Below are 13,028 nucleotides of genomic sequence, written 5' to 3'. Positions count from 1 at the left end.
CGGCGTACGCTTCTCAGTGCTCTTCATCTCCTACTCCCGACCTGTGGGGAGGGGCAGCGATGTCGTATTTGATAACGGTTCCGGAATTCCTGGCCTCGGCGGCATCGGATGTGTCCAAGATCGGCTCGGCGGTGACCGCCGCCAATGCCGTGGCGGCGGGCCCGACGACGGGATTGCTGACGGCCGGTGCGGATGAGGTGTCGGCGGCGATAGCGTCAGTGTTCTCCAGCCACGGGCAGGTGTTTCAGGCGCTCAGCGCCGAGGCGGCGGAGTTTCATGCCCTGTTCGTCTCGACGTTGAACGCCGCCGGGGGCGCCTATGCGACCGCCGAGGCGGCAAACTCCTCGCCATTGCAGACCCTCACGCCCCTGTGGCAAGACGTGCGGGCCGTGGTCAATGCGCCCACCAATGCGTTGTTCGGGATCCCGTTGATCGGCAAGGGCGCCAACGGGGCGCCGGGGACCGGGCAGAACGGCGGGCCGGGCGGGATCTTGTTCGGCAACGGCGGCGATGGCGGGTCCGGGCTGCCCGGCCAGCCCGGCGGCAACGGGGGTAACGCTTTCTTCTTCGGCAACGGCGGCAGGGGCGGGGCCGGCGGTATTGGCACGACCGGCACCCCGGGCGCCGCGGGGGCCAGCCCCACCAACGGCGGCCTGGGCGGCAACGCTGGCTCCGGCGGGGTGGGCGGCAACGGCGGGCTGATTTTCGGCAGTGGCGGCGCGGGCGGCGTTGGCGGGACCGGCGGGACCGGCGGGAGCGGCGGGGACGGCGTCACGGGCTTTGTCAACGCCACCGGCGGGGGCCAGGGCGGGAACGGCGGGACGGGCGGGACCGGCGGCAACGCCGAGGGGGTGTCGGGATTGTTCGGCGGCCACGCGGGTGACGGCGGCGCGGGCGGCCAGGGTGGCCACGGTGGCCAGGGTGGCCAGGGCCTCGGGGCCGGCACCGGGGGCGACGGCGGCAAGGGCGGCACCGGTGGGACCGCCGGCCTGGGTGGCGGCTCCGGCGCGGGCCTCGTGGGCGCCGGCGGTACTGGCGGCCACGGCGGCGACGGCGGCAACAGTGCCGGCACGGCCGGCATCGGCGGCAACGGCGGCAACGGCGGCAACAGCGCCGGCGGGGCGGGCGGCGACGGCGGCGACGGCGGCAACAGCGGGAACGCCGCCGTGAACGGCTCGGGCCTGGTGACCGCGGAAACCATCCGCGGCGGCAACGGCGGCAACGGCGGCAGCGGCGTCACCGGTGGCAACGGCGGCAACGGGGGCGGCGGCGGCAGCGCCATCGCCACCGGTACCACCAACGCCATCGCGATCGGCGGCGGCGGTGGCGGCGGCGGCGCCGGGGGCAACAGCACGGGCGGCGGCACCGGCGGCCACGGCGGCCAAGGCGGGAACGGCGGCGGCGTCGCCGCAACGGTCGGCCTCAGCTCCATCGCCGCCGGTGGCGGCGTCGGCGGTGGTGGTGGTGGGCCCGCCGGCATCGCGGGTGGCCCCGGGGGTGGGGGCGGCGGCGGGGCCGGCGCCGATGTCACCACCAGCACCGCCACCAGTGGCGGCGGCTTCAACGGCAGCACCGGCCAAGGCTCCGGCGGCGGGGCCGGCGGTGGCGGCGGCCAACCCGCCGCCGCGAGCGGTACCGGGGTCGCCGCCGGTGGTGGTGGCGGCGGTGGCGGCGCTATCACCGGCGGCGCCGGTGGCGACGGCGGCCAAGGGGGCAGTGCCAATGGCGTGGCCCCCGGCGCCGGCGGAGTCGGCGGCACCGGCCAGCCGCTCGGCGGTGCCGGTGCGAACGGTGCCGCGGGCAACCCCTTCAGCACCGGCGGCGCCACCGCCACCGGCGGCGCCGGCGGCAACGCCAACATCGGTGGCGGCGGCGGGGGCGGTGCCGCCTTCGCCAGCGGGACCGGCGCCGTCGCACACGGCGGCACCGGCGGCGACGGGGGCCCCTAACGCCGTTTCAGCCGTTGCGCGGGGACGTCGCCTTGCCCAGCGTCATCGGCCGGACGTAGCCACCCACCAGCGTGCGATGCCACCAGGCGTGGTCGCGCCGCAATTCCGCGACGGTCGTGAACCGGTACTCATACAGCTGCGCGCGCACATACCGCGGCGGCGAGTCCGGAAATGGATTGCGCCGCAACAGGCGCAGCGTCGGTCGGTCGTTGCTCAGCAGCCGTTCCATGAACGGCCTCAGCCACGGCTGCGCGTAACCGGGCGAGATCGCGGCGAACCACATCAGCCAGTCCAGGCGTAGATGGTAGGGGGCCCACTGCCGCGGCAGCCGTCGCACGCCGCCGGGTTTGCCCTTGAATTCGTATTCCTTCCACACCGTTTCGTCGGTGACCCGTAACTCGTCGGTGCCCTCGATCACCACCTCGCGGCGGATGCGGCCGATGCTGCCGAACGCCCCGTAGGTGTTCACCAGATGAAATGGGTTGAAGGACATGTTCATTCGCTGACGCGGCGAGAGCATGTTGCGCACCGGCCAGTAGCTCAGGAACAGCACGGCGGCGCTGAACGCCATCACCACGGCGGCGAACCACAGCGGCGGCGCCGGCCAGGCCGGATGCGCGGGCACCGGAAAGAGCAGCGCCAGCGACGAGTCGTCGATGGCGCTGAACGCCAGCAGGATCGTCACCCAGTTGAGCCACGCGAAGTTGCCCGACGCCACCAGCCACAGCTGGGTGACGACGACGATCGCGCCGGCCACGCTGGCCACCGGTTGCGGCGCGAACAACCCGAACGGCACGATCAGCTGGGCGAAATGGTTGCCGGCCACCTCGACGCGGTGCAGCGGCCTGGGCAGGTGATGGAAGAACCAGCTCAACGGCCCCGGCATCGGCTGTGTCTCGTGGTGGTAGTACAGGCACGTCAGGTCGCGCCAGCACGGGTCGCCGCGCATCTTGATCAGCCCCGCGCCGAACTCGACCCGGAACAGCAGCAGCCGCGCCATCCACAGCGTCAGCACCGGCGGCGCCACCCGGTCGTTGCCGAGGAAGATCATCAGGAAGCCCGCCTCCAGCAGCAACGACTCCCAGCCGAACCCGTACCAGGTCTGGCCGACGTTGACGATCGAAAGATAGAGCGCCCACAGCGCCAGCCACGCCAGCATCGCGGCCCACACCGGCGCCAGGTCGGCGGCGCCGGCGACGACGGCCGCCGCCAGCGCCGCACCCAGCCAGGCCACGCCCGCGAACAGCCGGTCGGAATAGCGCAGCTGAAAAAGGCTGGGGGCGCGCCAAAACGTCTGCCGGGCCAAAAACCGCGATACGGGCAGCATTCCGTGCTCGCCGATGAGCGCCCGGAATTGCAGCGCGGCCGCGACGAAGGCGATCAGGTAGATGGCCGCGACGCCCCGCTGCAGGACCATCCGGCCCAGCCAGTATTCGGGTGCCGAGAACCAACCCATGGTCGTCACGTATTACCAGTCAAGCAGCACGGAAACCGCTAGCCAACGCCCCAATTGTCATTCCTCGCGTGGCCGCGGCGCCCGGTCCGGCAGCGCCACGATCGACGCGCCTAACACCGCAAGCGAAATCAGCGCCAGCAGTTGCACATTCGCCGCATGCCCGGCGTAACCGTCGACCGAGCGCCAGGGATGCCGCGACAGCGCCGCCCCGGCCAGGATCAGCCCGCCGGCGCTCAGCAGCACGGTCAAGGCGTCGCGCCGGCGCCGCACGGCATATCGCAGGCCCAGGGCGGCGCCGGCCACCGCCAGTCCGGCCGCTCCCGCGATGGCCGTTCCGGCCGCCAGCACGCCGACCGCCGCCCAGGGTCCCGGGGCCCACGGTCGGGCGGGCGGGTCGTCGGTGCGCCCGCGCCGGGTGCGCCACAGGGCGAGAGCGGCCAGCAGCGGCAGCAACGCCAGCCCCACCGCCAGGCCCGTCCGGTACAGCGAATTGGAGGCGAAGCTCAGCGTGATGGTGCCGGGGTCGCCCGCGGGCACCACCCAGCCCTGCTGCCACCCGTTGACCGCGACCGGGGTCAGCCGGGCCCCGGCGGCGGTGCGCGCCACCCAGCCGGGGTTGATGCTCTCGGGGATGACCAGCAGCCGCTCGGTGGGCGACGCGGGCGCCCGCACCTCGCGGCGGCTCGGGCCCCACGCCCCGGTAGGGGCGGGAGCCAGCAAGGGCCCAGTGGCGCTGGGTATCTCGGCGGCGGCCGGGGTCGACAGCCGGGCCCCGTCCACCACGAACTGGGCGCCGGGGCTGATCAACAGCTCCTGCTGGCCGGCCGGCAGCGCGATCGGCTCGGTTTCGCAGGGCTGCGCCGCGACCGGTGCGCCGTCCAGCAGCGCGCCGGCGGTGGTGCGGATCGAGGTGTGCACGAACCGGCCCGCGACGGCGATGACCGGGCCGCGATCGCAGCCGACGGTGATCTCCCGCGACCGGTTGCGGTCGGCGTCGGCGGGTGCGATCGGGTTGCCGTCGGCGCCCAGCACCGTGACCTCGGCCAGGCCCGGCGGCTTGAGCTGATCGAAGCCCAGGGCGTTGCGGTCGATCACGTCTTCCCAGTCGAGCAGGCTGATGCTGACGGTGTCGGTCACCCGCGGCTTGAGCGAAAGCGTTTGCGGCTCATCCGGTTTCAGCTTCCAGACCTGCGGGCCGTCGCCCAGGTCGACCGCCAGCACCGTCGGGTGCGCCGGCAGCGTCGACGCGCTGGGCGCCACGCGCAGCCCGGTGACTTCGGTGGCCCGCGGCAGGGTGAGGGTCAGCGTCGGCGGGGACTTGTGCTGCACCACCCGCTGCGGCGCCGTCCACGCGGTGGCCGGGTCGCCGTCCGTCGCCGCGAACGCGGACCCCAGGATGTCCACGACGTCCGAATCCCCTTGGGCCCGAGTGGTATTCGGCTCGGCGATCAGGTCGGCCAGCTTGGGTCCCTGTCGTGGCCGCACCCACACCGTCGGCGTCACCGACACCGGGTCCGTGACGGTCAGGGTGCGGCTGAAGTTGACCGGCTCTTCCGGCGCCAGCGCCATCGATGCCGCGCAGCGCACACCGCCGGGCGCCGCCGCGCAACCCGGCCTGCCGAGCAGCTCCGATCCCAGGTCCCACGCGGCGACCGCCGCGCCCGGCGGCGGCCCGGGCACCCGCACGGTGTGCCGCAGGCTGACCGGATGGGCGAAGCCGGACGCGTCGTACTGGGTGATCGACAGGTCGGTGATGCCGAACTGCACGCCGGGGGAGCCGTCGTCGGTGCCGGCGGCGGTGATCCGCACCCACGGCGTTTCGCCGTACGGCAGCGCCACCGCGAGCGGCTTGCCGGGCTCGTCGAACCGCAGCGTGGTGCTGCCGTTGGCCGTCTCGACCAGGATGCGGCGGACCTGGGCGCCGACGGCGGTGGCGCTCGGCGTGATGGTGAGCGAGCCGTTGGTCACCGGGTGGTCGAAGTCCACCCGCAGCCACTGCCCGACGGCGGCCTGCAGCGCGTTGGACACCCACGCCGTCGCCGAGTCGCCGTCGACCGCCGCGGCGGGGGACGTCGCCGGCGCGACGTCGGGCATGGCGGTGGAGTCCGACGACGAACTCGACACGGTGATGCGGCCGCCGTTCCAGGCCCCGAACACCATGTCGGCGCCCGGGACCGGATAGTCGGGGACGCGGTTGAACGTGTGCCTCGCGTCGCCGGCCGCCCGGACGGCCGACGAATGCTGGTCGACGCGGCCGTAGTCGGTTTCGCGGGCCACCGGGGTGTCGGTGACCGTCACGAGCGACGCCGGCAGGCCGGCGGCGCGGGCGTCGGCGCCCATCAGCACCGGGCCCAGCGGCGGTTGGCCCAGCAGCCGTCGCCGCTCATCCAGGCGCAGCAGCACCTCGGGGCCGCCGGCGACCCGGGGCAGCCGGTCGGCGTCGACGAAGTAGGGCGCGCCGGGATCACCGGCAACCGCGACGCGGTAGATCTCGACCGCCGGCAACCGCGGCCGCAGGCCGCCGTCGGCGACGAAGCCCGCCAGCGTGCCGGGCCCGACGGGAGCACCGAACTGCGCCACTTTCTGCAGCCCCGGCGAGCCCTCGACGGCGCGGTGCACCAGGATGGGGCGCGCCGAGCGCGACGTCTCCGGATCCAGGTCGTTGCGCAGCACGACATACGAAATGCCTTGGCGGGCAAGGGTGTCGGCCAGGCCGGCCGAGGGTTGCCCGGCGGCGAACAGCCGTTGCACCGAGTCCAGCGCCCGGATGGTCTGCGGCGGGGTCAAGGGGATGGAGTCGCGCACGCCCCACGGGCTGTGGCCGAGCACCTGCAGCGGCTCGTCGTGGGTGGTGCCCCACGACTGGGTGGCGAACGGCGCCCCGGGGGCCACCAGCACCCGCCCCGAAACCGGTGTCGCAGTGTTGTGTTCGTCCAGCCAGTCGGCGGCCTCGTGCCAGTACGCCGGGATCGCACCGAACGTGCCCGGCGGGGCGAGCCGGCCGGTCCACGCCAGCGAGGTGCTGACCATCAGCGCCGTCAGGACCACGACCGCCACGGCGGCCCGCTTGTCGCGCTCGGGGTGGGCGAACGTGCGCAGCCACGCCGCGCGCGGCGCGCTGCCCGGCAGCGCGACCCGGCCCAGCAACTGGGCGACGCCCAGCGCCACCGGAATGCGGATCACCGGTCCCAGCTTGTGGACGTTGCGCAGCGGCGCGCCGGCCGCGTCCATGAAGGCCTGCACCTCGTGGGCGAAGGGCGATCCCAGCCCGCCGCTGTAACCGACGGCCATCAAGACCACACCGATCAGCAGCATGGTCACCAGCCGGCCCCGCGCCGGCATTCCCGCGCCGGCCAGCCCGGCCAGCCCGGCCGCCGCGACCAGGCAGGTAGCCAGGACGGCCGCCGACCCGGTCACCAGGGGCGCGCCGGCCGTGGCGGTCGGCGCCACGAACGGGGTCCAGCTGTCGGTGCCGCGCAGAATTTCGGTCAGCGACGACCACTGCGTCGTCACGCCGGAGGATTCGATGAAGTCCAGGAACGGCGGGCTGACGTGGCGCAGGCAGACCAGCGCCACCACCCACCACAGCGTGGCCAGGCCCAGCGCCAGTGCCCACCATGCGGTGTAGCGCCACCACAACCGGTTCGGGCGGTGGCACGCCCACCAGATCACCGCGGGCAGGCAAGCGGCCAACGTCGCGATGGCGTTGACCGCGCCCATCAGCGCGACCGCCAGCCCGGCCTGCGCGGCCAGCACCCGCACCGACCTGTCGCCGGCCGCCCTTAGCGCACGGATCGTCGGCAACAACACCCACGGCGCCAGCATCATCGGCAGGGTTTCCGACGAGATCGAGCCGAGCGTGGTCAGCACCCGCGGGGACAGCGCGAACGCCACCGCGCCGATCACCCGCGACGACGGGCTGCCGATGCCCAGCGCCTCGGCCACCCGCAGCAGCCCCCAAAACCCGACCGTGAGCAGCAACGCCCACCACAGCCGCTGGGTCACCCAGCCCGGCACCCCGAGCGCGTGGCCGACCAGAAAGAAGGTGCCGTGCGGAAACAGGTAGCCGTACGCCTGGTTCTGCGCCTGGCCGAACGGCAGTTCGCTGTTCCACAGGTTCGTCGCGCGGGCCAGGAAGCGCAGCGGGTTGGCGGTGAGGTCGAGCTTAGTGTCGGGCGAGACCTGCCCGGGCGACTGCGCGAACGTCAGCGCCAGCGCGACGGCACCGACCAACAGCAACCACCGGCGGGAGAGCGGCGCAGCCGACGAGCAGGGGGCCGGTGAGCCGGCCCGGGTCCTACTCGGGCTAGCTACGGTTGCCGTACTCGACCCGGTTGAGCACTGACGACTGCGGATCGCCCCCGGGGAGTGGCGGCTTCGTGTCCTGCTGCACCATCAAGGTGATCCCGAAGATCGCGGCCGCGCCCAGCAACAGACCAACCACGACGCTCGCGGCGGCGGGCGCGATGATCCGGTTCATGAAACGGCTCCTGGAATTTCTCGGGGACTAGCGCCAACCTAGCAGAACGGCGTTCGCCGGCCGGGCCGGCGAGTCACGGCCACGGCACGCAATGACCATGCCAGCAGCGAGAGCCGTAATTCACCAGATACGGCCCGGCGGGGCTGCGCGGTGCGGTCTGCACCGGCACCGTCTTGTGGTCCTCCATCGCCAGCGTCACGCCGACGGTCGCGGTGGCGCCGAGCGACAACCCCACCGCGATGCTGGCCGCAGCGACCAACGAAAACCCGGCCATCGCCGGCTCCTCCCTGCCAGGCAAATGGGCTGAATGCCAACCTACCGGCGATGCCCCCTGGAGCACGGGACGAAACGCCAGCCGTGACAACATGGCCCGATGCCCTTCCCCCGCATCCTGGCCGTGCTCGTCGCCGCGACCGCCTTGCTGGCCGGCTGTGGCCACCATGCCGCCCGCCCACCGGCGGCCTCGTCGAGCAAGCCGGCCGCCGCCCCGGCGCCACCGGTATGCGCCGATCCGACGGCTGTCCCGGCCGCGCTGTCGACCCGCGACAAGCTGGCACAACTGCTGATGGTGGGCGTGCGGAACGCCGACGAAGCCCGAACCGTCGTCAACGACTCCCACGTCGGCGGGATCATCATCGGTGGCTGGACGGACCTCTCGATTTTCAAGGGCGGGCTGGCCGAGGTCGCCCACAGCGCGGGGCCCCTGCCGCTGGCGGTCGGCGTCGACGAAGAAGGTGGCCGGGTATCGCGCTTGAAGTCGCTGATCGGGGTGGCCCCGTCGGCGCGGCAACTGGCGAAGACCCAGACGGTCCAGCAAGTCCACGACCTGGAAGTGGAGCGCGGCAAGAAGATGCGCGACCTGGGCATCACCATCGACTTCGCCCCGGTGGTCGACGTCACCGATGCGCCGGACGGCGTCATCGGTGACCGCTCATTCGGCGCGGACCCGAACACCGTCACCGCCTACGCCGGGGCCTACGCCCAGGGCCTGCGCGACGCCGGGCTGCTGCCGGTGCTCAAGCACTTCCCCGGCCACGGACACGGCTCGGGCGATTCACACAAGGGCGGCGTCGTCACGCCGCCGCTGAGCGACCTACAGACCAGCGACCTCGTGCCCTATCGAACGCTGGTGGCCCAGCTCCCGGTCGCAGTCATGATCGGCCACCTGCAGGTCCCCGGGCTGACCGGCGACGACCCCGCCAGCCTGAGCCGGGCCGCCGTGCAGCTGCTGCGCGATGGCACCGGCTACGGCGCCCCGCCCTTCAACGGCCCGGTGTTCAGCGACGACCTGTCCAGCATGGCCGCGATCTCCGATCGGTACGGCGTGTCCGAGGCGGTGCTGCGCGCGCTGCAGGCCGGTACCGACGTGGCGCTGTGGGTCAGCATCGAAGAGGTGCCCGCGGTCCTGGATCGGCTGGAAAAGGCCGTGGCCGCCGGCGAACTGCCGATGCCGGCGGTCGACGCGTCGGTGGTGCGGGTGGCGACGATGAAGGGCGTCAATCGAACATGTGGCCACTAATGCGGCGCATCCTCGTTACCCTGTAGTCAGATTCGCGGCTAGAGAGGCAACAGCGATGGCGGGTGGTACCAAGCGGTTACCGCGTGCTGTGCGCGAACAGCAGATGCTCGACGCCGCCGTGCAAATGTTCTCCGTCAACGGTTATCACGAGACGTCGATGGACGCGATCGCCGCCGAGGCGCAGATCTCCAAGCCGATGCTGTACCTGTACTACGGCTCCAAGGAGGACCTGTTCGGCGCCTGCCTGGACCGCGAGCTGGGGCGGTTCGTCGACGCGGTGCGCGCCGACATCAACTTCGCCCAGAGCCCAAAGGACCTGCTGCGCAACGCTATCGGGTCGTTCATGCGTTACATCGACGCCAACCGCGCGTCCTGGATCGTGATGTACACCCAGGCCATCAGCTCGCAGGCGTTCGCGCACACGGTGCGCGAGGGACGCGAGCAGATCATCGAATTGGTGGCCGAGCTGATGCGGGCGGGCAGCCGCTCCCCACGCTCGGAGGCCGAGTATCAGATGATGGCGGTGGCGCTGGTCGGCGGCGGCGAGGCGATGGCCAACCGGCTGTCCACCGGCGACATCGGCGTCGACGAGGCGGCCGAGCTGATGTTCGACCTGTTCTGGCACGGTCTGCGCGGCACGCCGGAGGAGCGGGAAGCCGCCTCACAAGCCGGATAGGCCGGCTAGCCCCTACATTCGTGGGGTGCACTCGTCGGCTCGCAACCTCGACTTCTTTTGCGCGGTAGTCATCGTCGGGTTGCTGGCCGGGGTCGCCGGGTTGGCGACGACGGAGGTGCTGCGGTTCGTCGAGCACGTCACCTACCACTACAGCTTCGGCACGCTACTCAACGGGATCACCGGGAGCAGCCCGGTCCGCCGCGCGCTGGGGCCGATGGTCGGCGGGGCGCTGGCGGGCCTGGGCTGGTGGATCCTGCGGCGCCGCACCCCGGCGCCGCCGCTGGCCCAGACCATCGCCCGGCGCGAGCCGATCCCGCGGCTGGCGTGGAGCGTCGACGCCGTGTTGCAGGTGCTGCTGGTCGGCTCCGGCGCCTCGCTGGGCCGCGAGGGCGCTCCGCGCCAATTCGCCGCTGCCCTGGGCGATTTCGCGACCACGTGGCTGAAGCGGCTGTCCAGCCACGACCGCCAGGTCTTGCTGGCCTGCGCGGCCGGCGCGGGCCTGGGCGCCGTGTACGCCGTGCCGCTGGCCGGCGCGCTGTTCGCGGTGCGGATCATGCTGAACACCTGGCACCCGCGGGCGGTGGGCGCCGCGTGCCTCACGTCCAGCCTTGCCGTCGCGATCTGCTCGGCCGAAACCCACGATCAGCCGAGCCTGGTTTGGCCCAGCGCGGAATCGTCGTACCTGCTGACCGCGCACGGGCTGATCCTGGCGCCGGTCGCCCTCGCGGTGGGATTGGCGTTCAAGTGGCTCATGGCGGCCGCGCGGCCGGCCCGGGTGATGCGATCGTGGGTCCTGGTTCCGGCGCTGGCGGGCGCCGGCCTGGTGATGGGCATCTGCTCGCACTGGTGGCCCGAGCTGCCCGGCAACGGCCGCAGCATCCTGACCGTCAGCCTGGCCAGCCGCATGACCCTGTCGGCCGCCCTGGTCATCCTGGTGTTGAAACCGCTGCTGACGGCGCTGTTCCTGCGCGCCGGCGGCGCCGGCGGAATGCTCACCCCATCGCTGGCCACCGGCGCGGCCGCGGGATCGGCCCTGGTGCTGGCGGTCAACTGGGCGGCCGGGACCCATATGCACACCCCGGCCGTCTCCCTGGCCGGGGCCGCCGGCGTGCTCGCGGTAACCCAGGGCTCGCCGATCTGGGCGGCGATCTTCGTCTGGGAGCTGGCCCACCCGCCGCTGTGGCTGTTCGGGGTGTTCCTGCTGACCGCCTGCGGCGCATACGGATTGAAGGTGCTCGCGGTCGGCCGCAGGCCGGCGCGGACGGGCTAGAGGGCGCGGACGCTGCCGGTCAGGTAGGGATATCCCTTCGCGATGTTGCGCAGCGCAATATCCCAGCCGCCGTCGTCGCCCTGGTCGACGTACAGCCCCGCGGTGCCGGGCAGCACCAGCGGCTTGCCGAACCGCACCGAGTACTGCGCCTCGTCGGGAATCCGGGCCTCGATGTTGGCCAGAACCGCTGCGGCGCTGAACATCCCGTGCGCGATGACGGTCGGAAACCCGAACAGCTTGGCGGCGATCGGGTTGGTGTGGATCGGGTTGTGGTCACCGCCGACGGCGGCGTAGCGACGGATCTGGCCCGGGCTGACGCGCAGCACCGTGCTGGGCGGCGGCAGCTTCGGCTGCTTCTGCGGCGGTGGTTTGGGCTCGTCGGACAGGCTGGTGCGCTGCTGGTGCAGGAAGGTGGTCACCTGGTGCCACGCGACGTCGTTACCGACGCTCACGTCGGTCACCAGGTCCACCAGCAGGCCCTTGCGGTGCTCGCGCAGGTTCTCCGCGTGCACGCGCACACCGACCGTGTCGGTCACCGCGATCGGGCGGTACTGCGTAATGTGGTTTTCGGTATGCACCGAACCCATTGCGGCAAAAGGAAAGTCGAAGCCGGTCACCAGCGACATCATGGCGGGAAAGGTCAACGCGAACGGGTAGGTCAGCGGCACGTGGTTGCCATAGCGCAGGCCGGTGACGCCCGCGTACTCGGCCACGTTCGCCTGGTCGATGGGCAGTTCCTCGACGGTCACCGTGCGGCTGGGCAACTGGTCGGAGCGGGGCAGCAGGGGCAGCGCCCCGGCCGCCGCGCGCAGCATGTTTCGCAAACCGCTGGGCTGGTTCATCATGCCCCCAACATCGCCTGGCCGCAGACGCGAATGACGTTGCCCGTCACCGCGTTTGACGCCGGGCTGGCGAAGTAGGCGATCGTCTCGGCGACGTCGACGGGCTGCCCACCCTGCAGCAGCGAGTTCATCCGGCGGCCGACCTCGCGGGTGGCCAGCGGGATGGCCGCCGTCATCTGGGTTTCGATGAACCCCGGCGCGACCGCGTTGATCGTGATGCCCTTCTCGTAGAGTCCCGGCGCCAGCGCCTGGGTCAGGCCGATCATGCCGGCCTTGGTGGTGGCGTAATTGGTCTGCCCGCGGTTGCCCGCGATGCCGGCCATCGACGACAGGCCGATCACCCGGCCCCCCTCGCCGATGCTGCCGTTGCCGACCAGGCCCTCGGTGAGCCGTTGCGGGGCAAGCAGATTGACCGCCAGCACGGCGTCCCAGCGCGCCTCGTCCATGTTCACCAGCAGCTTGTCGCGGGTGATGCCGGCGTTGTTGACCAGGATGTCGGCGTGCCCGGCGTAGTGGTCGTTCAGGTGCTCGGTGATCTTGTCGACAGCGTCGTCGGCGGTGACGTCCAGCCACAGCGGGGTGCCCCCGACCCGGCTGGCGGTCTCGGCCAGGGCGTCGGCGGCCGACTCCACGTCGATCGCGACGACGCGGGCGCCGTCGCGGGCGAACACCTCGGCGATGCAGGCGCCGATGCCGCGGGCGGCGCCGGTCACGATCGCGACCTTGCCGTCCAGCGGCCGTTCCCAGTCGGCCGGCGGGGTGGAGTCGGCCTCGCCGACGTAGAAGACCTGGCCGTCGACGTAGGCGGACTTGCCGGACAGGAGGAATCGCATCGT

General features: G+C 72.4%; 10 protein-coding genes. 4 read left to right on the top strand and 6 right to left on the bottom strand.

Features of this window, described 5'->3' with window-relative positions; genetic code table 11:
* The first annotated feature begins 59 nt into the window (after positions 1-59).
* Positions 60-1,949 (top strand): PE family protein, encoded by a 1,890-nt coding sequence (locus A5712_RS32490; protein WP_068106945.1) that lies wholly within the window; start codon positions 60-62, stop codon positions 1,947-1,949.
* 7 nt (positions 1,950-1,956) lie between these two features.
* Here A5712_RS32490 and A5712_RS15925 read toward each other — a convergent pair whose 3' ends face one another.
* The 4 genes from A5712_RS15925 to A5712_RS15910 all read right to left on the bottom strand — a co-directional run bounded on the left by A5712_RS15925 (position 1,957) and on the right by A5712_RS15910 (position 8,159).
* Positions 1,957-3,405, bottom strand: coding sequence for a lipase maturation factor family protein (locus A5712_RS15925; RefSeq protein WP_068106943.1), 1,449 nt, complete (start codon positions 3,403-3,405; stop codon positions 1,957-1,959).
* A gap of 57 nt (positions 3,406-3,462) precedes the next feature.
* A complete protein-coding gene (locus A5712_RS15920; RefSeq protein ID WP_068106941.1) occupies positions 3,463-7,644 on the bottom strand; it encodes an alpha-(1->3)-arabinofuranosyltransferase in 4,182 nt (1,393 codons plus the stop codon).
* 67 nt (positions 7,645-7,711) lie between these two features.
* Positions 7,712-7,885, bottom strand: coding sequence for a DUF2613 domain-containing protein (locus A5712_RS15915; protein ID WP_065443914.1), 174 nt, complete (start codon positions 7,883-7,885; stop codon positions 7,712-7,714).
* 73 nt (positions 7,886-7,958) lie between these two features.
* Positions 7,959-8,159, bottom strand: a complete 201-nt coding sequence (locus A5712_RS15910; RefSeq protein WP_068106939.1) for a DUF2613 family protein — start codon at positions 8,157-8,159, stop codon at positions 7,959-7,961.
* A 99-nt stretch (positions 8,160-8,258) separates the two neighbouring features.
* Here A5712_RS15910 and A5712_RS15905 point away from each other — a divergent pair, with 99 nt between their 5' ends.
* The 3 genes from A5712_RS15905 to A5712_RS15895 are packed head-to-tail and all read left to right on the top strand — an operon-like array spanning position 8,259 to position 11,350.
* Positions 8,259-9,404 (top strand): glycoside hydrolase family 3 N-terminal domain-containing protein, encoded by a 1,146-nt coding sequence (locus A5712_RS15905; RefSeq protein ID WP_068106937.1) that lies wholly within the window; start codon positions 8,259-8,261, stop codon positions 9,402-9,404.
* A gap of 55 nt (positions 9,405-9,459) precedes the next feature.
* On the top strand, positions 9,460-10,080 hold the full coding sequence (locus A5712_RS15900) for a TetR/AcrR family transcriptional regulator (RefSeq protein WP_068106934.1): 621 nt from the start codon (positions 9,460-9,462) through the stop codon (positions 10,078-10,080).
* Between the two features lie 25 nt (positions 10,081-10,105).
* Positions 10,106-11,350 carry a chloride channel protein gene (locus A5712_RS15895; protein ID WP_231982138.1) on the top strand — a complete coding sequence of 415 codons (1,245 nt, stop codon included), beginning with the start codon at positions 10,106-10,108 and terminating at the stop codon, positions 11,348-11,350.
* Here A5712_RS15895 and A5712_RS15890 read toward each other — a convergent pair.
* Positions 11,347-12,192 (bottom strand): MaoC/PaaZ C-terminal domain-containing protein, encoded by an 846-nt coding sequence (locus A5712_RS15890; RefSeq protein ID WP_068106930.1) that lies wholly within the window; start codon positions 12,190-12,192, stop codon positions 11,347-11,349. The genes A5712_RS15895 and A5712_RS15890 overlap by 4 nt on opposite strands.
* Positions 12,192-13,028: 3-oxoacyl-ACP reductase (locus A5712_RS15885; RefSeq protein WP_068106928.1), on the bottom strand; the 837-nt coding region annotated here is incomplete at its 5' end. The genes A5712_RS15885 and A5712_RS15890, both read right to left, overlap by 1 nt.

Source organism: Mycobacterium sp. E2327 (assembly GCF_001672675.1).
GTDB lineage: Bacteria > Actinomycetota > Actinomycetes > Mycobacteriales > Mycobacteriaceae > Mycobacterium.
This window is presented reverse-complemented; position numbering and strand designations above follow the sequence as displayed.